This window comes from Qipengyuania sp. CAU 1752 (assembly GCF_054482615.1).
On the sequence record NZ_JBTLRE010000001.1, the window covers coordinates 1275144 to 1295904 of the forward strand.

Annotated in this window: 18 protein-coding genes and 1 tRNA gene; 6 read left to right on the forward strand and 13 right to left on the reverse strand. The window is 60.7% G+C overall.

Going from position 1 to position 20761, the window contains the following annotated elements; translation table 11 throughout:
* Positions 1 to 10: 10 nt before the first annotated feature.
* The 6 genes from ACXYL9_RS06270 to cpdR form a co-directional block, all read right to left on the reverse strand.
* Complete coding sequence (locus tag ACXYL9_RS06270; RefSeq protein ID WP_459038726.1) at positions 11 to 187, reverse strand: hypothetical protein; 177 nt, start codon at positions 185 to 187, stop codon at positions 11 to 13.
* Positions 188 to 241: 54 nt separating this feature from the next.
* Positions 242 to 2002, reverse strand: a complete 1761-nt coding sequence (locus tag ACXYL9_RS06275; RefSeq protein ID WP_459038727.1) for a cation:proton antiporter domain-containing protein — start codon at positions 2000 to 2002, stop codon at positions 242 to 244.
* Between the two features lie 77 nt (positions 2003 to 2079).
* Positions 2080 to 3717, reverse strand: coding sequence for a GNAT family N-acetyltransferase (locus ACXYL9_RS06280; protein ID WP_459038728.1), 1638 nt, complete (start codon positions 3715 to 3717; stop codon positions 2080 to 2082).
* 89 nt (positions 3718 to 3806) lie between these two features.
* A complete protein-coding gene (locus tag ACXYL9_RS06285) occupies positions 3807 to 5027 on the reverse strand; it encodes an NADP-dependent isocitrate dehydrogenase (RefSeq protein ID WP_459038729.1) in 1221 nt (406 codons plus the stop codon).
* 215 nt (positions 5028 to 5242) lie between these two features.
* Positions 5243 to 5317, reverse strand: a tRNA-Val gene (locus tag ACXYL9_RS06290).
* 75 nt (positions 5318 to 5392) lie between these two features.
* Complete coding sequence (cpdR, locus tag ACXYL9_RS06295) at positions 5393 to 5785, reverse strand: cell cycle two-component system response regulator CpdR (protein ID WP_459038730.1); 393 nt, start codon at positions 5783 to 5785, stop codon at positions 5393 to 5395.
* A gap of 96 nt (positions 5786 to 5881) precedes the next feature.
* Between cpdR and ACXYL9_RS06300 the strand changes: the two genes are divergently transcribed.
* A complete protein-coding gene (locus tag ACXYL9_RS06300; protein WP_459038731.1) occupies positions 5882 to 6841 on the forward strand; it encodes an N-formylglutamate amidohydrolase in 960 nt (319 codons plus the stop codon).
* A gap of 183 nt (positions 6842 to 7024) precedes the next feature.
* Here the strand turns inward: ACXYL9_RS06300 and ACXYL9_RS06305 are convergent, their stop codons facing one another.
* Positions 7025 to 7807, reverse strand: a complete 783-nt coding sequence (locus ACXYL9_RS06305; RefSeq protein WP_459038732.1) for a SapC family protein — start codon at positions 7805 to 7807, stop codon at positions 7025 to 7027.
* Positions 7808 to 7877: 70 nt separating this feature from the next.
* Positions 7878 to 9326: an FAD-binding oxidoreductase gene (locus tag ACXYL9_RS06310; protein WP_459038733.1), complete on the reverse strand. Its 1449-nt coding sequence runs from the start codon at positions 9324 to 9326 to the stop codon at positions 7878 to 7880.
* A 158-nt stretch (positions 9327 to 9484) separates the two neighbouring features.
* On the opposite strand from ACXYL9_RS06310, the gene ACXYL9_RS06315 reads away from it, so the two are divergent.
* The 3 genes from ACXYL9_RS06315 to ACXYL9_RS06325 all read left to right on the forward strand — a co-directional run bounded on the left by ACXYL9_RS06315 (position 9485) and on the right by ACXYL9_RS06325 (position 12571).
* Complete coding sequence (locus ACXYL9_RS06315) at positions 9485 to 10042, forward strand: hypothetical protein (protein WP_459038734.1); 558 nt, start codon at positions 9485 to 9487, stop codon at positions 10040 to 10042.
* Positions 10043 to 10178: 136 nt separating this feature from the next.
* The gene (locus ACXYL9_RS06320) at positions 10179 to 11696 is read left to right on the forward strand and encodes a DEAD/DEAH box helicase (protein ID WP_459038735.1); all 1518 of its coding nucleotides are present in this window, start codon (positions 10179 to 10181) and stop codon (positions 11694 to 11696) included.
* 41 nt (positions 11697 to 11737) lie between these two features.
* Positions 11738 to 12571, forward strand: coding sequence for a sterol desaturase family protein (locus ACXYL9_RS06325; protein ID WP_459038736.1), 834 nt, complete (start codon positions 11738 to 11740; stop codon positions 12569 to 12571).
* On the opposite strand, the gene ACXYL9_RS06330 is transcribed toward ACXYL9_RS06325, so the two are convergent.
* Positions 12568 to 14886 (reverse strand): ATP-dependent helicase, encoded by a 2319-nt coding sequence (locus ACXYL9_RS06330; RefSeq protein WP_459038737.1) that lies wholly within the window; start codon positions 14884 to 14886, stop codon positions 12568 to 12570. The genes ACXYL9_RS06325 and ACXYL9_RS06330 overlap by 4 nt on opposite strands.
* A gap of 122 nt (positions 14887 to 15008) precedes the next feature.
* On the opposite strand from ACXYL9_RS06330, the gene ACXYL9_RS06335 reads away from it, so the two are divergent.
* Positions 15009 to 15287: a hypothetical protein gene (locus tag ACXYL9_RS06335; protein WP_459038738.1), complete on the forward strand. Its 279-nt coding sequence runs from the start codon at positions 15009 to 15011 to the stop codon at positions 15285 to 15287.
* Positions 15288 to 15371: 84 nt separating this feature from the next.
* On the opposite strand, the gene rsmD is transcribed toward ACXYL9_RS06335, so the two are convergent.
* Both rsmD and ACXYL9_RS06345 read right to left on the reverse strand, forming a co-directional pair.
* A complete protein-coding gene (gene rsmD / locus ACXYL9_RS06340; RefSeq protein ID WP_459038739.1) occupies positions 15372 to 15929 on the reverse strand; it encodes a 16S rRNA (guanine(966)-N(2))-methyltransferase RsmD in 558 nt (185 codons plus the stop codon).
* Positions 15926 to 16708, reverse strand: a complete 783-nt coding sequence (locus tag ACXYL9_RS06345) for a pseudouridine synthase (protein WP_459038740.1) — start codon at positions 16706 to 16708, stop codon at positions 15926 to 15928. Before ACXYL9_RS06345 ends, rsmD begins: the two co-directional genes overlap by 4 nt.
* Positions 16709 to 16817: 109 nt before the next feature.
* Here ACXYL9_RS06345 and ACXYL9_RS06350 point away from each other — a divergent pair, with 109 nt between their 5' ends.
* On the forward strand, positions 16818 to 18587 hold the full coding sequence (locus ACXYL9_RS06350) for an AmpG family muropeptide MFS transporter (protein ID WP_459038741.1): 1770 nt from the start codon (positions 16818 to 16820) through the stop codon (positions 18585 to 18587).
* On the opposite strand, the gene ACXYL9_RS06355 is transcribed toward ACXYL9_RS06350, so the two are convergent.
* A complete protein-coding gene (locus ACXYL9_RS06355) occupies positions 18588 to 19874 on the reverse strand; it encodes a bifunctional folylpolyglutamate synthase/dihydrofolate synthase (RefSeq protein WP_459038742.1) in 1287 nt (428 codons plus the stop codon). It abuts the gene before it with no gap.
* 27 nt (positions 19875 to 19901) lie between these two features.
* A complete protein-coding gene (accD, locus tag ACXYL9_RS06360; protein ID WP_459038743.1) occupies positions 19902 to 20753 on the reverse strand; it encodes an acetyl-CoA carboxylase, carboxyltransferase subunit beta in 852 nt (283 codons plus the stop codon).
* Positions 20754 to 20761: the final 8 nt, after the last annotated feature.

Genomic DNA, 20761 nt, shown 5'->3' on the forward strand with positions numbered 1-20761 from the left:
ACGTTTCGAGTCAGGCGCTAGGCGTGGACTTGGTCTGCCCACTGCTGCCGCGCGGGACATCGTTTCCGCCAGTATCGCCCGGTTTTTCGCGATGCTGGTTGGTCGGGTTTGTATCTTTCAAAGGACCCTTGACGTTTTGCGGCTTGAATTTTTCGTCATTAGGTGTCGGCTTGGTCGGGTCTGACATTTTTCTCTCCTTTTCCCAACCAATGCGCGAGCGGTGAAAAAGGTTCGACTATTTTTAAGCCTGGATCGTGCTGGACCGCAATTTCGGCTTTTCAGCTAAGTCCGCATCTCTCTGAATTTGCTCGCGGAATTCATCGCGCTTAGCATGGATCGAAGCAATGACCGGCCCCATCGGAACACCGATATCGCCTAGGACCGCTTCGGATAGCTGGAGCGAACTTTCGAGCGTTTCGGGCACAGCATGGCTGGCGCCAGCGCGGTAGAGATCGGCGGCGTGCTGGCTGTCGCGGGCGCGCCCTACGATGAGTAGCTCAGGATTGTCTTTGCGTAGCTTGGCGATCAGGCGTTCCGAGAGAACGGGTTCGTCCATGGTGAGGACTACGGCCAGGGCATTCTCAATGCCGAGGTTGTCGAGGACATCGCCGCGCGCTGCATCGCCGAAGATCGCGCGATAGCCGCGTTTGCGGGCAGCGGAGATCAGGTCGGCATCACTGTCGATGGCGACATAGGGGCGGTCGTGCGCTTTTAACATGTCGGCGACCAGCATTCCGACGCGTCCAATCCCGATGATGATCACCCGCGGTTCGTTCGTATCCCCGTCATCGAGTTCGGGAACCGGCTCGACATGGCGACCGATTGCACGACCCAGCATGGCCAGTAGCGGGGTGACTGTGAGACCGATTGCCGTGACGATTTGCCAGAATTGCGCGGTACCGGGCTGGATCAGCATGGCTGAACCTGCCGCGGTCAACACGATCAGCGTCGTTTCGGAGGGGCTGGCCATCAAGATGCCGGTTTCAGCCGCGGTGCTGCGCCGCGCGCCCATCAGTCGCAGCAGGATCCCGGTTACCAGCGCCTTGAAAGTAAGGACCAGCAAGACTGCCGTGAGGATGGGCCATAGATTGTCCCATATGCTCACCAGGTCGATGCTCATGCCTACCGTGATCAGGAAGATCCCCAGCGCCAGGCCTTTGAAAGGCTCCATGATCGCCTCGACCTCGCCGTGATATTCGGTTTCGGCGATGAGCAAGCCGGCGATCAACGCGCCCACGATGGGCGAAAGGCCCACGACAGCCGTGGCCAGGCTGGCACCGATCACCACCAGCAACGATGCGGCAAGGAATAGCTCGGGGCTCTTGGTCCGGGCCGCTTGAGCGAACAGGCGAGGCAGGGCGATCCGGCCGATGACCAACAATGCTGCGATCACAAGTCCGCCTTGCCACAATGTGTCGACCAGGGCATCTGCCCCTTCGCTTTGCGCAAACGGAGCAAGCGCGCCGAGGATGAAGATGATCGGGACGATCATGATATCCTCGAACAGGAGCATCGACAGCGCCGCGCGTCCAACCGGCGACTTTGTGCCCGAGATCGGCAGCACGATGGCAGTCGACGAAAAGGCGAGGGCGAAACCAAGCGCCATTGCGCCGGTCCAATACTGGCCCATCATCGCCAGCACTGCCGCCAGACAGGAACCAATCACCAGCAATTCCATCGCGCCGAGGCCGAAGACAAGTCGGCGCAAGGTCCACAATCGCTTGAACGACAGTTCCAACCCAATGGCGAATAGCAGCAAGATGATGCCGAATTCGGCAAAGGGTTCCAAACCCTCGGGATCGGATATGGTTATGAGATTGAGCCACTCGTAATCATAAACCCACGCGCCGAGCCCGAACGGGCCGACCGCAATTCCGATCAGGATGAAGCCGATGACCGGCGTGATTTTGAAGCGGGTGAAGACGGGGATGACGATCCCGGCAGAGCCGAGGATCACCAAGGCATCCGACATCACGGGAGAGAAGGAAAGTTCGCCGGCCATGCGAGTCCTATAGCGCGCTTGCGGCCAAGGTCACGCCTGCCGTGCGGCGTTTTTCGCCCGATTGCAGGGACTGATAGTCAACCTCCACGCCCACCATGCGGGCCTGCTGGCGGCGAGGGTTCATTATCCTCGCCAATGCGCGGCGAAACTTGGCCGACCCGCTTGTCCCACTCGATGCGATAGAGATCGAACCGGCGATCGGCGAGATTCTGAACCGTGCCTTCTGCACGCGCCCAGCTCAGATCAGCCAGATTGACGTCGCTGATGGTCAGGGTTTCGACGTTCTCGGTCGCCTCGGCGGCGATGCCGTCACGTGCGAAGGGAAAATCGCACGGGGTCAGGATGCAGCTTTGGGCATACTGGATGTCCATATTGGCAACGTTGGGCAGATTGCCAACATTGCCGCTCATCACGACGAAACACTGGTTCTCAATGGCCCGCGCCTGGGCGCAATAACGTACCCGCATGTAGCCTTGTCGGCTGTCGGTGCAGAACGGCACGAAAATGATTCGCGCGCCTTCGTCTACCAGTCTGCGGGCGAGTTCTGGAAATTCGGAATCATAGCAGATAAGTACCCCGATCGGACCGCAGTCGGTCTGGATCGCATCAATGCTGTCTCCGCCCTTGATGTTCCACCAATAGGTCTCGTTGGGAGTAGGGTGTATCTTCTCCTGCGCATGGACCGAGCCATCACGCAGGCAGACATAGGCGACATTGTGGATATCACCGTCTTCCATCCGGGTGGGATGCGAGCCGCCGATGATGTTGATATTGAAATTGAGCGCCATCTCGCTGAGCTTGCTGCGAAGGCGCGTGGTATAACGGGTTAGCGCCTCAATCGATTCCGCCGGGTTGAGGACCTTTTCCTCGGCACTCAGCAGCATGAGCGTGAACATCTCGGGAAAGACGATGAAGTCCGCCTCGTAATCCGCTGCAACATCAACGAAATATTCGACCTGGCGCATGAATTCGTCGAAGTCGGATACTGCTCTTGCCTGCAATTGGCAGGTGGCAATGCGCACGCTTTCCACATCTCGCGGGATGCGGTGCTTGGGCGGCGCATCGCCATCGACGTAAGGATTGCGCCAGACCATCCGGACGGCATTTGCCTTGGAGGCCTTGTCTTCGGGCAGGTAGTTTTCGAGTACGCCCTCGGGTTCGAAGCCATTGGCGAGTTGGAAGCGCAGGACGGGATCGTGGATTTTCCCTTCCAGCACCATGTCGAGATAATTCTGCGGGGTCTCGGCACGGTTGTTCTTGCGCCGCGTGGCGCGAGCATAGCCAGGCATCCGGCCTGCAAAGACGATGCCGGTCAAGTCGAGCCGTTCAGCCAAGGCGCGGCGTTCCTCGTACAGGCGCCGCCCGATCCGGGTGCCCCGGGTCTTGGGATCGACGCACATTTCGTAGCCATAGAGCCAGTCACCCTTGGCATTGTGACGGCTCCCGAAGCCGTTGCCGGTCACTTCGTCCCAGCTATGATCGGAGAAAGCGACCCGCTCGCTCAGGCGCATGGAGGCGCAGTAGCCGACAAGCTTGCCGTCGAGTTTTGCCACGAAGCAGCCGTCACGATAATTATTGATCTGGCCACGAATTTCACCGTGGGTGTAGGCGGGCATGTCGTCATAGACCCGGCGCACGAGATCGGCGATTGCGCGGACATCGCTCAACTTGGCTGGACGGACCTCAAGGCGGGCCTTGCTGCGGGTTTCGGTCATGGAGTGGTGATAGCCCCCGGATTCACAAAGGGCGACCCATCTTTGCGGATGGATCGCCCTGTGTCGTCAGGAATTGAACAGCGAGCAAATTAGCTCTTGTTGCTCATTTCCTTTTCGAGATTGTTGACGATGGCTTCGAAGAACTGCTCGGTAGTGAGCCAGTTCTGGTCCGGACCGATCAGCAGAGCGAGATCCTTGGTCATCTGGCCATTCTCGACGGTTTCGATGCAGACCCGCTCGAGCGTTTCGGCAAACTGGACCACTTCAGGCGTATCATCGAACTTGCCGCGGTAGATCAGGCCCCGCGTCCAGGCGAATATGCTGGCAATCGGGTTGGTGCTGGTTGCCTTGCCCTGTTCGTGCTGGCGATAGTGGCGGGTAACAGTGCCGTGCGCGGCTTCGGCTTCCACCGTCTTGCCGTCAGGCGTCATCAGCACCGAAGTCATAAGGCCGAGCGAACCGAAGCCCTGCGCGACTGTGTCGGACTGGACGTCGCCATCGTAGTTCTTGCACGCCCATACGAATTTGCCGTTCCACTTGAGCGCGGAGGCAACCATGTCGTCGATCAAGCGATGTTCGTAAGTGATGCCAGCTTCCTTGAACTTTTCGGCAAATTCACTTTCGAAAATTTCCTCGAACAGGTCCTTGAAGCGGCCATCGTACTTCTTGAGGATAGTGTTCTTGGTCGACAGATAGACCGGCCAACCGCGATTGAGGCCGTAATTCATCGAGGCGCGGGCAAAGTCGCGGATCGAATCGTCGAGATTGTACATGGCCATGGCCACACCGGGGCTGGGGAACTCGAACACGTCGATGTCGATGTTCTTCCCATCTTCGCCTTCGAAGACCAACCGCAGTTTGCCCTTTCCGGGAATCAGCGTGTCCTTGGCGCGATACTGGTCACCAAAAGCATGGCGGCCGACCACGATCGGGTCGGTCCAGCCTGGCACCAGGCGCGGGACATTGTCGATCACGATCGGCTCGCGGAAGACGACGCCACCCAGGATGTTGCGGATAGTGCCGTTTGGGCTGACCCACATCTTCTTGAGGCCGAATTCCTCGACCCGCTGTTCGTCAGGTGTGATGGTGGCGCATTTTACGCCGACACCATATTGCTTGATGGCATTGGCTGCATCGACAGTGATCTGGTCGTCGGTCTCGTCGCGCTTCTCGATCGAGAGGTCATAATATTTCAGGTCGACGTCGAGATAGGGCAGGATCAGCCGTTCGCGGATCCATTGCCAAATGATTCTCGTCATCTCGTCGCCATCGAGTTCGACGACCGGATTCTTGACCTGGATTTTCTGCATGTCTGCCTGTTGCCTCTTGCGCGAATAATTGGAGTTGCGCGCGCTTTAGCAGAGGCACCAAACGGCGCAAGGGAAGGGCACGGGTGAGAGCTGGCGCTTGGCCTGGAGAGGATGGGGAATTCTGACCATTTCCCGAAGGATTGTCAGTCAATGATCGATCACAGGTTTTTATCAGGACCAGAAACAGAAAACCCGCCGGCAGCGGCGGGTTCCGATGGTGGGCGTAGGAAGAGTTGAACTTCCGACCCCTGCAATGTCAATACAGTGCTCTACCACTGAGCTATACGCCCACACCATCGAACTGCCGAACGCTTCTGCGTTGGCAAGGCGCGCCGTTTAGCGAGGCGCCCCTCGCTTCGCAAGGCCTAAACCGCAGCCTGTTCGCGATCTTCGAAAACGCGTTCGACTTCCAGCACGAGGTCACGCAGGTGGAATGGTTTCGACAGCACCTTGGCCTGCGGTTGGTCGCGGCTTGCCTTGAGCGAAACCGCTGCGAACCCCGTGATGAACATTACCTTGGTGCGCGGGCTGATCTCGTTGCAACGCTGGGCCAGTTCGATCCCGTCCATCTCCGGCATCACGATATCGGAAAGCAACAGGTCGAAGTCATGCTTGGCCAGTTCGGGAAGGGCGGCGGTTCCACGATCGACCGCGATCACCTCATAACCGGCATTCTCCAAGGCGCGGCTGAGATAGCTGCGCATGGCTTCTTCGTCTTCGGCCAGCAGGATGCGGCGGGGAGGAACTTGGTCTTGCATAAGCCGGTCCTATAGCGCCAATCGCTTAAGAAATCTTTCGCCCATTCGAATCCGACCTGCTTTGACACAGACCGAATTTCACGCCAGCACAGAGGCATGGCACGGGACAACAGCAATCGCGATAACGACGCAGTAAACGCTGTTAATATGACTGGTGGGGGCAGGATTCCCGGAACTGACGAGGCAGCCTTCGGCTCTCGGGGTCTCGACAGGCCCGAGATCCCCGTGCTCATCGCCGCGCCACATGGGGGGCGACGCTATCCCGCCTCGCTGGTGGAGCGGATGCGCGAGTCCGAATTTGCCATGCTGCGGCTGGAAGATCGCCTGATCGACGAACTCGCGACTAGCATCGCGCAGGAGACTGGGGCGCCCCTGATAGTGGCCCACGCCCCGCGTGCCATGCTCGATCTAAACCGCGCGGACGACGACATGGATTGGTCGATGGTGGCGGATGGCCCGGTCGGTAGCGCAAATCATTCGCGAGCCAACCGGCGGGCGAAGAGCGGTCTCGGCCTGATCCCGCGCCGTCTCAACGGGCTTGGTGAAATCTGGCGCCAGCGCCACAACCAGGCCGAGGTCGATGAACGCATCGCCCTTATCCACGAACCCTATCACGCTGAAATCACTCGTTCCCTGACGACGATTCGCCGCCGCTGGGGAGCAGCCTTGTTGCTGGACCTGCATTCGATGCCGCCGCTCAGGAAGCGTCACCCGGACGAGCAACCGGCGGATTTCGTCATTGGCGATCGCTTCGGTGCATCAAGCGACGGGATGCTCTCGGCCACTGCTTTGCGCTATTTCGCCCGAAGCGATCGCCGCGCCGCGCATAATCGTCCCTATGCCGGGGGCTATGTGCTCGACCGTCACGGCCGGCCGGCGCTGGGCATTCACGCCATGCAGTTGGAGGTGTGCCGCTCGCTTTATCTTGATGCACGGTTCGAGAAGACGAGCGCCCGGATGCCCATGCTCGTGCGCTTGCTATCGGGTTTGGTGCGCGAACTGGCCGACGAGATACTCTCGCTGGGGCGGACCGACCTCTCTCAGGCGGCCGAATAAACTCTTCAGCCAAAAGAAAAAACCACCTCGCGCCGAAGCACGAGGTGGCCAAGTTCAGGGAGGTGTGCATCATGTGCACAGCCAGGCCGATAATGAGGGGGGGACGGCCTGGCGTCCCCAATGTGTGACGATGTTCGGTGATTTCAAGACGTAACCCGCCCTGAAATCATCGACAATGCGCGGTCAGACGGCGGCGTCTTCTACAGGTTCCGGAACACGGCCCTGCGAAACTTGACGCGAAAAGATATTGCGCATCAGGTCGAGCGAGAACAGATGCGCGAAGATAAGCGCCATCAGGCCGTTCTTGTTCCACTGTTCCAGCTTCTCGGCCGAAACTTCCTGCAGCTTCTCCTGATTGACCATCTGGAAGCCGCGATAAACGTATGGCTTGCCCGGAAACTCGGTCCGTTCGATCGAGATTTCTCCGTCCATCAGCAGGCCCTCAGCCTTGATCTGATCGACGAACGCCTTGGTGCGGAGGCCGGCTTCTTCAAACTTCTCGCAGAAATCGAGCACGTTCTTGGTCGCTTGGGTGGTCGATCCGTCGTCACCGAAAAGCGGCTCGCCTTCGTCGAATTCACCCACTGTGCCCGCTGTCGGGTCGAAACACAGCGACAGATCGTCGCTGTCCTGGTTCAGCTTGGCGAGTAGGAAGGGATAGCGGCGGATATATGCCGGCAGATAAACCGGCTCGTTGATCTTGCCGTTTTCGTCGACAAAGGTGTTCACGCCTTCGTTGAGGCCCATCAGCGCCAGCGGCAGCGGATTTTCGCCCGACGAAAAAACGATCGGGAAATCGCGCTGTGCCTGGACGAATTCATCGACCGTGAGCGGGATGGCGTGGTGCTTGCCCAGCCATTTGGCCTCATCCATCGGCCTGGTCTTGAAGTGGCTGTGATCCCGCGTGTTGAGCGGCATCAGGTCATTATAAAGAAGGGGCAGGCTGGGCTGCGGCGCGCTGGCCATGGAATTTCTCCGAAAAGCTTTGGATCGGTGCGCCGCCAGCTTGATACTGCCGCGCGCGATGCGCGGCGCTTTAGGCGGTGGTGCCTTCGGGCGCAAGGGGCACAAGCTTGCCGGGGTTCATCAGGCCTTGCGGGTCAAGCGCCTGCTTGATGCTGCGCATGATGCCTAGCGCAACCGGGTCACCTAACCGTCCCAGTTCGTCCCGCTTCATCTGGCCGATCCCGTGTTCGGCACTGATCGATCCGCCCCACTCGGTGACCAGGTCGTGCACCGCGGCGCTGATGGCCTTGCCGTCCTGCTCCTCCCACTCGCCGGGTGTGGCTTGCGGTGGGGCAAGGACGTGAAAGTGTACGTTACCATCGCCCAGGTGGCCGAAAGCAATCGCCCTTGTGCCCGGGAACTGCCGTTCAATGGCAGGAGCGGCCATCTCGACAAAGTCCGGCATTTTCTCGACCGGCACCGAGATATCATGTTGCATCGCGGGCCCGAGTGCGCGCTCGGCGGGGGAAATCGAATCGCGCAGCAGCCAGAGTTGCTCGGCTTGCGATTCGTTGGCGGCAATGGTGGCGTCGCGCAGCAGTTCGCTATCGAGTGCGTCGGCAAGGACCATCTCCGCAAGATCGGTCAGATTTTCAGCCGTCGCCCTGCTGCCAACCAGCTCTATCAGGGCGTACCAAGCGTGCGCTTCACCCAGCGGGTCGCGCGCATCTGGCAGATGGGCCAGAACTGCTTCGAGAGAATGGCGGGGCATGACTTCGAACCCTTCGAGCGCGTCTCCTGCCAGGGTTTGCGCGCGCAGCAGAAGCTGACGGGCGTGATGCAGGCTCTCGACGCCTGCCCACAGCACCACCCGGCCAGCTACCGCCGGTAACAGACGTAGCGTGGCAGCGGTAACGATGCCCAACGTGCCCTCCGACCCGATCAACAGCTGTTTGAGGTCGAAACCGCGATTATCCTTCTTGAGCGACGCGAGGCTGTTAAAAATGCTGCCATCGGGCAATACGGCCTCGATCCCCAGCACCTGCGCCCGCATTGTACCGTGCCGCAGCACCTGCGTACCGCCCGCGTCTGTCGAGATCAGGCCCCCGATCGTGGCCGATCCTTTTCCACCGAGCGTGAGAGGAAATCGCATGCGCTCCCGTTCAGCGGCTTCATGCAGGTTTTGCAGGATTACCCCTGCGTCGCAAACGGCCAACCCAGCTTCAGCGTCGAGGTCGCGGATGGCATTCATGCGTCTCAGCGACAGCAAGATCGCCGTCCCGCTGTCATCAGGGGTCGCCCCGCCGCACATGCCGCTGTTGCCTCCTTGGGGGACAATCGGCACGCCATGTGCAGCGCACAGCTTGACCAGCTGGCTGGCCTCGGCGGTCGATGCGGGCGAGGCCAACGCCATTGCCTGCCCGTTGTACCGCCCGCGCCAGTCGACAAGCCACGGGGCCATAACCTCTGCATCCCGGCTAAATCCACGCGGCCCGAGCAATGCCTCGGCCTGCTCGAGAAAAGATTCACGCTCCAACATGCGGCTCCTATGCCACAGCCCAACACATTGCTGCCAGAGTTGCACAGACCGGAGTTCGAATTAAGCCACCATTCAACCCCGGGCGCTATTGCAGGAGTGGCCGACGCGTGGGGGCGGCGGTCAGAACAAGGGCTCGAGGGAGGCTTTCTCTTTTCACCATGATCAACTGGGCACATATCTTTGCGCCATTGGCGCTCGCCTTGCCGCAGGCGCCGACGGCCGATGACCTGGGCGCATTTGAACGCGGTGGAGGCGATGTCTGCAGCTTGTCGGGCGCGGACCAGATCGAGATGCGGCCCGCGGCACGACCGGATCCGTGGCTCGCGTTCGAGCCCTGGCGTACCGACCGCAATCCAATGCAGACGCGGGTCGAGCAGCGTATTATCATTCGTATTTCCCCGGCCCGGCCTCGCACCAATATCTTGCCGCGACAAATGCCGCGCCGGGTAGTCGAGCAGAAAATGGGCAAGTGCATACCCCTCAGCGATATCGTTGCAGTGCAGACCGGCGGGCCTAGCAAGCTGGTTCTGTTTCTCAACGATCGCCGCATGATCAGCGCGCAATTGCCCAAGTCCTGCAGCGCGCGCGATTTCTATTCTGGATTCTATGTTGAGCCCAGTGAAGACGGCAATCTTTGCACCAAGCGCGACCGGCTGCAGTCGCGCAACGGCACCAAATGCCAGATTTCGAGCTTTGCGCGGCTGATTCCTGCCTAGCGTCACCAGGGTGATTCGCCCGAGCAATCTTGACATTTCGCGGTCTTTTGGCGAAGGGCGCGGTTCAGGGGCATGTCTTTCGCATGTCTCGTGTAAACGCGGATGCCTGCGGGCATCCCATAATCCGGACATTTGAATGACCTTTGCCGATCTCGGCCTATCTCCCGAATTGCTGAAAGCGGTTGAAGCCGCCGGCTATACCGTACCGACTCCGATCCAGGAGCAGGCGATCCCGCCAGTGCTGATGATGAAAGACATCATCGGCATCGCTCAGACCGGCACCGGCAAAACCGCCAGCTTCGTGCTGCCGATGATCGATATCATGGCCGCCGGCCGTCGCCGCGCGCTGATGCCGCGCAGCCTGATCCTCGAACCGACGCGCGAACTTGCTGCGCAGGTTGCGGAGAACTTTGAGAAATACGGCACCCACCACGACCTCAAGATGGCGCTGCTGATCGGCGGCGTGCAGATGGGCGATCAGGTCAAGGCGCTCAACGAGGGCGTCGATGTCCTGATCGCTACGCCGGGTCGTCTGATGGACCTGTTCGAGCGGGGCAAGATCCTTCTCAACGGGTGTGAACTGCTGGTCATCGATGAGGCCGACCGCATGCTCGACATGGGCTTCATCCCTGATATCGAGTTCATCTGCTCCAAGCTTCCCGAACAGCGCCAGACCATGCTGTTTTCGGCCACCATGCCGCCTCCGATCGAGAAGCTGTCCAAGAAGTTCATGAACAACCCCAAGCGGATCGAAGTGAGCCGGGCGGCGACAACCAACAAGGACATCACCGCATTCCGCGTGAATGTCGGCCAGCGCCAGAAACGCGACACGCTCGAATGGCTGCTCCAGAATGATCACGTCGAAACGGCCATCGTTTTCGCCAATCGCAAGACGACCGTTCGCGAACTTAACAAATATCTTCAGAGCCGCGGGTTTTCGAGCGGCGAGATCCACGGCGATATCGACCAGGCCACCCGCAACAAGGAACTCGAACGGTTCAAGTCTGGTGACATGAATATTCTCGTCGCCAGCGATGTTGCTGCGCGCGGGCTCGACATCAAGGGTGTCAGCCACGTCTTCAACTACGACACGCCATGGCATCCCGATGACTATGTGCACCGTATCGGCCGCACAGGCCGTGCCGGCGCCAAGGGCCGCGCCTTTACGTTCGTCGCACCCGAGGATGCCGAGGCCATCGACAATGTCGAGAAGCTGACCAAGAACAAGATCACGGTGTTCGGCAAGAGCGATGTCCGGGTCGAGATGAAGGGGCACGATGCGGAGGCCAAGCCGGGCTCGCAGTCGGGCGACGAAGAAAAGCCCAAGCGCCAACGCAAGCCTCGCGAAGAAAAATCCCGTGACGACAAGCCACGTGGCGACCGACCCAGCGAAGATGCGCCCCGCGAAAGCAGGCAGCGCGAGCGCAAGCCGCGTGAAGCTCGGCCGCGCGATGACCAGGCTTCAAACGAGGAGGCCTTCGTCGAAGACCCAAGTCCGCGTGGGGAAAAGCCAGCCAGGAAGAAAGCTAGCGCCGATTCCAAGCCGCGCGGCGCAAGTGGCAGAGGTCGCCGTGATCGCCAGGAAGCGCCGGTGGAACCGGGCGAGTGGAACGGGCCCAAGCCCGGCTTCCTCGACGTGTCATTCCGCGGGTAATCCATCGGGCATTTTAACGCTTCCCTTACCATGGACGGTCCATGGCAAGGACCATGGATGCACTTGCGACAACTACGCTTGCGCTGGGGCTGAAATTGCTCCCGATGGCCGCGGTGTTCGGCCTGCTGGCACTTGTCTGTAAACGTGAGACAATTGGCGAGGCTTTGCGGCGGTCTCGACACGAAACCGAAACCAACCTTGCGCTGATTCTCCTCAATTACGTGATCTTGGCGGCATTTTTTGCCAGTGCCGCTGCTTGGTGGGCCGAAAGTCTCGTGTTGAGCGACACGCTCGTCGCCTTCTGGCAATGGGCTAACCCGATCTTCGTCGTGGGCGTCACGCTCCTTGTCGGGGAGTTTGTTATTTACTGGCGTCACCGGATAGAGCACCTGCCGACGCTGTGGCCAGTGCACGCTGTGCATCACTCGGATGAGGCGATGACCTGGCTGGCGCTGCTGCGCAAACATCCATTGGCTTATGTCCTCGCGTTGCTTGTCGACGCCGCGCCGCTCTTGCTGCTCGGTCTGCCAGTTTGGGCAATTGCAGGCGTAGCGCTCGTTCGGGCGTTCTGGGGGCATTTCATCCACGCCGACGTTCCGTGGACGCTTGGCAAGTGGGGCCGATGGGTCATCTCGCCGGCTGCCCATCGCCTGCACCATATCGACCAACTAGAATTGTGCGGCAGCAATTATGGCGGCGTGTTGACCTTGTGGGATCATGTTTTCGGAACCTATGTCGATCCAGCGCCCTATATCCAGTGCCGTACCGGAGTTGACGGCGGCTCGCGCGGGTTCGTGGGGGAAATTGCACGGCCCTTCGAAGCTTGGGTCGGAAGCCGGGCAGTCGACGAACCGTCCGAGACAGCCGAAGCCTAGTCCGCCAGTTTCACGAAGCTGTCGATGACGCGCTTGGTGCCGCTTTTCTCGAATTCAATCTCGAGCTTGTTGCCGTCCTGGCTCATCACTGTCCCGTAGCCGAACTTATCGTGGAACACCCGCGCGCCCAGCGCGATGTCGTTGCGCGGAGTTGCCGCAAAGCTGGCGGCACTGCGGCGACTTTCCTTTACCACCAATTGCTTGGTGTCGTAGCCGCTATCCAACGCCCGCTGCCAGCCTGGGCCGCGTGTTTGAGCACGTTCAGGCTTGTCGCGCGCGACATGGGCAAAGGGATCGTCGCTCTCGCTCCAGTTCGCGCGCCACAGAGATGCCCCCCCGGTCATGGTAGTCTCTTGCTCAATCTGCTCTTCGGGTAGGTCCTCGATGAAGCGGCTGGGAATGGAGCTGGTCCACTGGCCATAGATGCGGCGATTGGCGGCATGGAGGATTGTGCATCGTCGCCGAGCCCGCGTGATGGCGACATAGGCGAGGCGCCGCTCTTCCTCGAGACTGGCGAGACCGCCTTCGTCAAGAGCACGCTGGCTGGGGAACACGCCTTCTTCCCAGCCAGGTAGGAAGACATGGTTGAACTCCAGCCCCTTGGCCGCGTGCATGGTCATGATGGTGACCTTTTCCTCGTCCTGGTTGGCATCGTTATCCATCACCAGGCTGACATGTTCGAGGAATTCGCCGAGCGTGTCGTATTCTTCCATCGCGCGGGCAAGTTCGGAAAGGTTTTCGAGCCGCCCCTTGGCCTCGGCGGTCTTCTCGTTCTCGAGCATGTCCGTATAGCCGCTATCGTCGAGCACCTGCCGCAGCAATTCTGCAGGCTCGGTCTTCTCGGCCTGTTCGCGCCAATGGAGGAACCGCCGCAAGAGCGCGCCAATCGTGTTCGAGGCGCGTGCCGGCAACTCGTCGCTATCGGCCAGTTGCAATGACGCCGCTGCCAGCGGCAGGCCGGTGCGTCGGGCATGCTGGTGCATTTTCTCGAGAGTCTTGGCTCCGAGCCCGCGCTTGGGCTGGTTGTAGATGCGCTCGAATGCGAGATCGTCCTGCGGCTGGGCGATGACCCGCAGATAGGCCAGGGCATCACGAATTTCCGCGCGTTCGTAGAACCGAAAACCGCCAATGATGCGATAATTGAGGCCAATCTGGATGAAGCGATCCTCGAATTCGCGGGTCTGGTACTGCGCACGGACCAAGATCGCGACCTCGTCGAGTGATGCACCTTCGCGTTCAAGGCGCTCTATTTCTTCGCCCACGCGGCGCGCTTCTTCCGGTCCGTCCCACACGCCGATGACGCGAACCTTCTCGCCGGCATTGACCTCGGTCCATAACGTCTTGCCGATTCGTTCGCTATTGGCGGTAATGAGCCCGGAAGCAGCGGCGAGGATATGCGGGGTAGAACGATAGTTCTGCTCAAGCTTGATCACCTTGGCGCCGGGAAAGTCTTTCTCGAAGCGCAGGATATTGGCAACCTCCGCCCCGCGCCAGGAATAGATCGACTGGTCGTCGTCCCCGACGACGCAGATGTTCTTGCGCTCCTGCGCCAGCAATCGCAGCCACAGATACTGGACCGCATTGGTATCCTGGTATTCGTCGACCAGCACATATTTGAACCGTTGTTGATATTGTTCGAGCACATCGCGATGGGCCCGGAAGATGTTGAGCACATGCAGCATCAGGTCGCCGAAATCGCAGGCATTCAGCTCCTTCAGCCGCTTCTGGTACATCTCGTAGAACTGCGCGCCCCGCCCGTTGGCATAGCTCTCGTTCTCGACCGCATCGAGGTCACCCGGGTTAAGCCCGCGGTTCTTCCAGCGGTCGATCAGCCCGGCCAGTTGGCGTGCAGGCCAACGTTTCTCGTCGAGGTCGTTCTGCTGGATGAGCTGTTTGAGCAGGCGGAGCTGATCGTCGGTGTCGATGATGGTGTAATTCGACTGCAACCCGACCAGCTCAGCGTGGCGACGAAGCATTCGCGCACAGATCGAGTGAAAGGTGCCCAGCCATGGCATGCCCTCCACGGCATCGCCGATATGTCGGCCAACACGATGGCGCATCTCGCGCGCGGCCTTGTTGGTAAAGGTGACGCACAGGATCTCGCTCGGCCAGGCTTTGCGTGTAGCGATCAGGTGCGCCAGCCGCGCAGTCAGCGCCGCGGTCTTGCCTGTGCCTGCGCCAGCCAGCATCAGCACCGGGCCTTCTGCCGTCAGCACCGCCTCGCGCTGGGGCATGTTGAGACTCTCCGCATAGGGCGGAAGATCGGTGTCGCCGGCGGCTGTCGCCAGCGGATAGATGGGGGCTGCGTCACTCATGCGATGGGTGAACAGTTAGGGAACGTTAGAGTGCGGGGCAAGGGAGGCTTTTTCGAAATTGGGAACCGAAAGCCACGTTGCTCATTGATTTGGCAACACGGAACGAACGCAAGGACGTAACGATGAAAAAGCTTATTACAGGAACGCTCGCCGCCGCCATGACTATCAGTTTCGGTGCAGCCGCAGCCTTCGCCGACGACCACATGGACTTCAAGCCCACGGAAAAGGTCGTGGTGATAGAGAAGAACGCGCAGGGCAAAGCCACCAAGGTCCGCGTCGGTAACAAGGAATACCCGGTGTGCATGAACTACGAGATGACGGATGGCTGCATCCAGCCGCGTGCAGCCGGTCTCAATTGGGGCAATTGGCCTGCTAATACATGGAATGAAAAAGCCCGATAAGGGTCGCGAATAGCCGCTCCATCCGCCTTCGGGACGGATGGAATGGCTAGGGGGCGGCGATGCTTCGGCATTGCCGCCCTTTTTCTATGCGGAAAGGTGATCGGAAAGGCGGAGCAGCGTCAATTTTCCTTTTCCGACCTTCCGCTCTGTTTCAATGTCGAGGCCTTTTACGTCGACCGCCTCATGCGCTGCGGTTTCTACCGCGATCCAGGTTTGCGACCCGATCCATCCCAGGCGCAATAGACGATCGAGAGCCACCACGCCGGCGCCGGTATCATAAGGCGGATCGGCGAGGATGAGGTCATGGGATACCTTTGCCGGGGCGAGGCTCATAACCGATCCCGCGTTGACGGTCGCCCGGGTGCGGGCATCCAGCGCAATGATGTTGGCGCGCATGGCGTCGAGCGCTGCCTTGTCGTGCTCGACAAAAAGACAATGGGCTGCGCCGCGAGACAGCGTTTCAAGACCCAGCGCGCCGGATCCTGCAAACAGATCGACGACTGATAAACCTTCGAAGCTCCCCAATCGGCTTGCGAGCATCGAGAACAAGGTTTCCCGCGTGCGATCAGCCGTAGGACGTGTCGCGTCCCCCTTGGGCGCCGTCACCTTGCGACCACGCCATTCTCCGGCAATGATTCTCATGGCTTCTTCAGCGTGCTCACGAACCGACCGAGATCGCCCTTGCGGATTTCCACTGCCTGCCCGCGGGGCAGGTCGGCCAATTCAAATGGTCCGTATGCGGTGCGCATGAGGCGGCTGACCTCTAACCCGAAGTGTTCAAGTACGCGGCGGACTTCGCGATTTTTACCCTCGGTAATGGTCATTTCGATCCACTGGTTGCGGCCGGTGCGACGCTCCATATTGGCATCGATGCGACCATAGCGCATGCCGTCGATGGTGATGCCTTCAATCAGGCTTTCGAGCTGTTCCTGCGTCACGTCGCCAAACGCGCGCGCGCGGTAGGTGCGCGGAATGCCGGAGGACGGTAGCTCCATGCGCCGCTTGAGCCCGCCGTCATTGGTCAACAGCAACAGCCCCTCGGTATTGTAGTCCAGCCGCCCGATCGGCATCACCCGCCCGACGTCCTTGGGCAGCGAATTCTTGAGCGCGTCATAAATGGTCGCACGACCCTTCGGGTCGCTTTCTGCGGTCAACAGGCCGGGCGGCTTGTTGAAAGCGAACAGGCGCGTCGGCTCGGCCTTGCCCACTGGCTTGCCGTCGACCGTTACACCGCGCAAGTGTTCGAGGAAGGTCGCGGGTGTTTCCACCTTCTTGCCATTAATCGCAATACGGCCATCGGCGATCATCCGCTCAATTTCGCGGCGGCTGGCGACGCCTGCGCGTGCCAGCAGCTTGGCGATACGGTCGCCTTCGGGCCGGTCGGGTGCGCGTTCATGTCCGGGCTTGGTCGGGGGTGTCATGCGGGTGCCCCTACACGCCGTCACGCTGCGGTGGAAGCGCGAAGCTGCGGGGCTTTCCAATCATATCCGCGGCGCTAGGGTAGCGGCGCATTGGCAAGAGGGTCGAAGAATGAGCAATTCAAAAGCGAACAAGCCGGGCTGGCGCGCGGTCGTAGCAGCTCTGAAGCAGCGCAAGACCGCCTACATGCTGTTGTTCGGCTTTGCCGCCGGACTGCCCTATGCGCTCGTGCTTGGTACGCTCTACGCTTGGTTGTCAGACAGCGGCGAAATCGACCTCGAGACGATGGGCGTGTTCTCACTAATCGGGCTTGCATACGCTTTCAAATTCCTGTGGTCGCCTGCTCTCGATCGCGTTGATATTCCGGGCATGCGGCGGTTGGGCAAGCGCAAGCAGTGGATCGTGACGGCACAGATCCTGATCGGCGCGGCGCTGGTTTCGCTCAGTTTCATTACCCCGACCAATGAGACCATCGGTATATTCAGCCTGCTGGCTGGCCTCGCGGCCTTTGCCAGCGCCACGCAGGACGTGGTGATCGATGCCTGGCGCGTCGACGTGGCCGACGAAGTTGCGACGATCGATATCCTCTCCACCGTCTACCAGATGGGTTATCGCATTGCGGCGCTGGTCGGCGGCGCGCTGGCGCTGTTCCTGGCCGAACGGACAGACTGGCCGACCGTATATCTTACAATGGGCGGACTGATGCTGGTGGTCGGTTTTGCGGGGCTGTGGGCACCCGATGCTGACGCCAAGGCGATGCGCGCACTCGAAGCAGACCGGGGCGACGATCCCTACGGCTTGCGTGTAGCTGGGCAGATCGTTCCGCGCGTGCGGACCTGGGCACTGGTCGCGGTGGGCCTGCTGTGGGGCTGGGCGCTGGTAACCGTCGGCGTGTTCATGGTGCGATCGCTGTCGAGCAATCCGGAATCGCGGCCCGATTCGGTCGAGTTCATATCGACCATGGGACCGCTGATCGTGATTGCGACCGTGGTGCTGCCTTCACTAATCGCGGCCTGGCTGGAAGTGATGCGAAACAAGGGACACCATACCATTCCGGCCCAAGTCAGTGACGATGACGAGATCCAGACGGGTCACTACACCTCACCCTATGCTGCCAGTTCGAGCGGGGCGCGGGCGATGGATCACCTCTATCGTGCGCTGGTGTTGCCGCTGACCGACCTTATCGGTCGGCTGGGCTGGGCCATGATTATCGTGATTGCGCTGGTACTGACCTATCGCATAACCGACGCGATCTGGGGCAGCTTCGCCTATCCATTTTACCTCGGCGAACTGCAATATACCAAGGACGAGGTAGCGGTTGCGTCCAAGTTCTTTGGTGTCGGCGCCTTGCTGCTCGGTTTGGCGCTTGGCGGATATTTGCTGACCGCGATCGGGCGGATGCTGACGCTGACGCTCGGCGCATTTTTCGCCGCAGCGACAAACTTGCTCTACGCCGATCTCGCGCGAGGCGGGGCGGTGGTGCAGACTGTGTCCGACGTGACCGGATTTACGTGGCTGGTTGTCCAGCTTGGCGGGGACGAGCGGCTGTCAAAATTGATGATGGCAATTGCCGGCGAGAATATCGCTGTCGGCGTCGCCGGGGCAGCCTTCGTGGCGTACCTGTCGAGCATCGTGTCCAAGGGCTACAGCGCGGTGCAATATGCGCTGCTCTCCTCGCTCACATTGCTGGTCGGCACATTGGGGCGCGGCGCGCTGGGCCAGATGATCGAGGAGCAGGGCTATTTCGACGTCTTCATAATGACCACGCTCATCGGCATGTTTGCAGTCGTCCTGTGCATCATAGAGTGGATCAGACAGGCGCGAAACGCGAGCAAGGCCGGGGTAGTCGCACCCGAGGCATCTGCGTCGCCAGCCGAATGATCAGTCCGGCAATTCGTCGTTGAGCCTGAGGACCTCGCCAGCGAGGTAAAGCGAGCCGGCGATCAACACCGGCACATCGTCTTCGGGCAGCGCGGCCAGAGCGCTCGGCACGTCAAGCGCCGAGGTCACATTTGCTCCAAAGGCGTCCGCCGTGTGGCAAGGGTGGCCGGGAACCGGCACCACGGTCAGGCTCGCAATGTTGCCTGCCAGAGGTCCGATCAGAGCACTCGGGGCCTTGTTGTCGAGCATTCCGAGGACGAGATGTACGCGCTGGCCAGCGAAATGGCGCGCTAGGATCTCTCCCGCACTGGGATTGTGGCCACCGTCCAGCCAAACCTCGCGCTTGGCCACTAGCGGGCCATCCGAGAGACGCTGCAATCGTGCTGGCCAGCGAGCGCTGCGGATTCCTTCAGCCATGGCTTCGCGCGAGATCGAAACCTGTTGCTGATGGCGTAGCATCGCCACAGCGAGGGCCGCATTGATCGCCTGGTGGGCGCCAGGAAGAGCGGGTGGGGGCAGGTCGAGTGCGCCATCGAAATCGGCATAGTGCAGACCTGCGTCATCAAGGCTCGCATGCCATTCGCGCCCGCGCATCTTGAGCGCGGTGCCGACACGCAGTGCCGCGCGCTCGATCTCGAGCGTCGGACCCGCGTCATAGTCCAGCGTAACCAGAGGCGATCCCGGTTTGGCGATGCCGGCCTTTTCGAACGCGATGCGGCTGAGGGGGTCATCGGGCGCGCCGTGCTCGGGGGCGAGCAGGAAGCGTTCGTGGTCGATCCCCAGCGCCGCGACGCCGCACGCGACTGGTTTCTTCAGCACATTGGTCGCATCGAAACGTCCGCCGAGGCCCACTTCGACAACACAGGCATCGGCTGGCGTTCGGCTGAAGGCGAGGAATGCGGCGGCGATGGTCACTTCGAAGAAGCTCGGTCCCAACCCTTCGCTGGCGTCGAGGACTTCCTTCAGCAACGCTTCCAGTTCGTCGTCTGAGACGAGCTTCCCGGCGACGCGAATACGCTCGTTATAGCGGACGAGATGCGGGCTGGTGGTGATGTGGACGCGCTTGCCGTCCGCCTCCAGCATGGCTCGCAGGAATGCGCAGACAGAGCCCTTGCCATTGGTCCCGGCGACATGGAACGCCGGCGGCAGGTGCAGATGTGGATCGCCCAGCCGCGCGAGTAGGTCGCGGATGGTATCGAGTCCCAGCCGCCCGTCGGGCACGCTCAGATCGGCCAACCGGTCCAGTTGCGCCTGGACGCCGGGATGATCGGAACGGCCGAAATCCATCGCGCTCCGCCTCCGTTCGCCTGGCGGCTAGGCCGCTACGCGCGGCTGCATGTAATCGAGCAGTTTTGCCAGTTCTTCGCGCAGGGCATGGCGATGTACCACGCGGTCGACCATACCGTGCTTGTGCAAATATTCGGCGCGCTGGAACCCCTCGGGCAGTTGCTCGCGAATCGTGTCCTGGATCACGCGCTGCCCGGCAAAACCGATCAGTGCGCCCGGTTCGGCAATATGGACGTCGCCGAGCATGGCATAGCTGGCGGTGACACCGCCCGTGGTCGGGTCGGTCAGCACCACGATATAAGGCAGCCCGGCCTCGCGCAGGCGGCGGGTCATCACGGTGGCCTTGGGCATCTGCATCAGGCTGAGAATGCCTTCCTGCATCCGCGCGCCACCTGCGGCGGTGACAACCACATAGGCGCATTTGCGGGTCAGTGCGCGCTCGGCACCGGCGCAAAATGCCGTGCCCACCGCCATGCCCATGCTGCCGCCCATGAAGTGGAAGTCCTGCACGCCGACAACTGCTGGCTGTCCATCGATCGCGCCCGAACCGACGGTGAAGGCGTCGGCATGAGGATTCTTGGCCCGCGCCTGCTTGAGCCGGTCGGGATATTTCTTCTGGTCCTTGAACTTGAGCGGGTCTTCGGTGACCTCGGGCTGCGGCAGGACTTCATAGCCCTCGTCGAGCAGCTGGCGCAGCCGTTCATCGGCGCCGATGCGGCCGTGGTGGTCGCAGCGCGGGCAGACCTTGGCGTTGTCCTCGTATTCCTTGACGAACAGCATCTCCGCGCAGGACGGGCACTTGACCCACAGATCCTTGTCGGAGGTCCGCTTGTTCGAGCCAAAGGGCAGCGAGCTTCTGACGCGTGTAAACCAGTTCATATTCGTAT

What these genes read in the sequence shown, in the direction of transcription:
- ACXYL9_RS06270 (WP_459038726.1), bottom strand. Translation starts at nt 187, where the DNA reads ATGTCAGACCCGACCAAGCCGACACCTAATGACGAAAAATTCAAGCCG.
- ACXYL9_RS06275 (WP_459038727.1), bottom strand. Translation starts at nt 2,002, where the DNA reads ATGGCCGGCGAACTTTCCTTCTCTCCCGTGATGTCGGATGCCTTGGTG.
- ACXYL9_RS06280 (WP_459038728.1), bottom strand. Translation starts at nt 3,717, where the DNA reads ATGACCGAAACCCGCAGCAAGGCCCGCCTTGAGGTCCGTCCAGCCAAG.
- ACXYL9_RS06285 (WP_459038729.1), bottom strand. Translation starts at nt 5,027, where the DNA reads ATGCAGAAAATCCAGGTCAAGAATCCGGTCGTCGAACTCGATGGCGAC.
- cpdR (WP_459038730.1), bottom strand. Translation starts at nt 5,785, where the DNA reads ATGCAAGACCAAGTTCCTCCCCGCCGCATCCTGCTGGCCGAAGACGAA.
- ACXYL9_RS06300 (WP_459038731.1), top strand. Translation starts at nt 5,882, where the DNA reads ATGGCACGGGACAACAGCAATCGCGATAACGACGCAGTAAACGCTGTT.
- ACXYL9_RS06305 (WP_459038732.1), bottom strand. Translation starts at nt 7,807, where the DNA reads ATGGCCAGCGCGCCGCAGCCCAGCCTGCCCCTTCTTTATAATGACCTG.
- ACXYL9_RS06310 (WP_459038733.1), bottom strand. Translation starts at nt 9,326, where the DNA reads ATGTTGGAGCGTGAATCTTTTCTCGAGCAGGCCGAGGCATTGCTCGGG.
- ACXYL9_RS06315 (WP_459038734.1), top strand. Translation starts at nt 9,485, where the DNA reads ATGATCAACTGGGCACATATCTTTGCGCCATTGGCGCTCGCCTTGCCG.
- ACXYL9_RS06320 (WP_459038735.1), top strand. Translation starts at nt 10,179, where the DNA reads ATGACCTTTGCCGATCTCGGCCTATCTCCCGAATTGCTGAAAGCGGTT.
- ACXYL9_RS06325 (WP_459038736.1), top strand. Translation starts at nt 11,738, where the DNA reads ATGGCAAGGACCATGGATGCACTTGCGACAACTACGCTTGCGCTGGGG.
- ACXYL9_RS06330 (WP_459038737.1), bottom strand. Translation starts at nt 14,886, where the DNA reads ATGAGTGACGCAGCCCCCATCTATCCGCTGGCGACAGCCGCCGGCGAC.
- ACXYL9_RS06335 (WP_459038738.1), top strand. Translation starts at nt 15,009, where the DNA reads ATGAAAAAGCTTATTACAGGAACGCTCGCCGCCGCCATGACTATCAGT.
- rsmD (WP_459038739.1), bottom strand. Translation starts at nt 15,929, where the DNA reads ATGAGAATCATTGCCGGAGAATGGCGTGGTCGCAAGGTGACGGCGCCC.
- ACXYL9_RS06345 (WP_459038740.1), bottom strand. Translation starts at nt 16,708, where the DNA reads ATGACACCCCCGACCAAGCCCGGACATGAACGCGCACCCGACCGGCCC.
- ACXYL9_RS06350 (WP_459038741.1), top strand. Translation starts at nt 16,818, where the DNA reads ATGAGCAATTCAAAAGCGAACAAGCCGGGCTGGCGCGCGGTCGTAGCA.
- ACXYL9_RS06355 (WP_459038742.1), bottom strand. Translation starts at nt 19,874, where the DNA reads ATGGATTTCGGCCGTTCCGATCATCCCGGCGTCCAGGCGCAACTGGAC.
- accD (WP_459038743.1), bottom strand. Translation starts at nt 20,753, where the DNA reads ATGAACTGGTTTACACGCGTCAGAAGCTCGCTGCCCTTTGGCTCGAAC.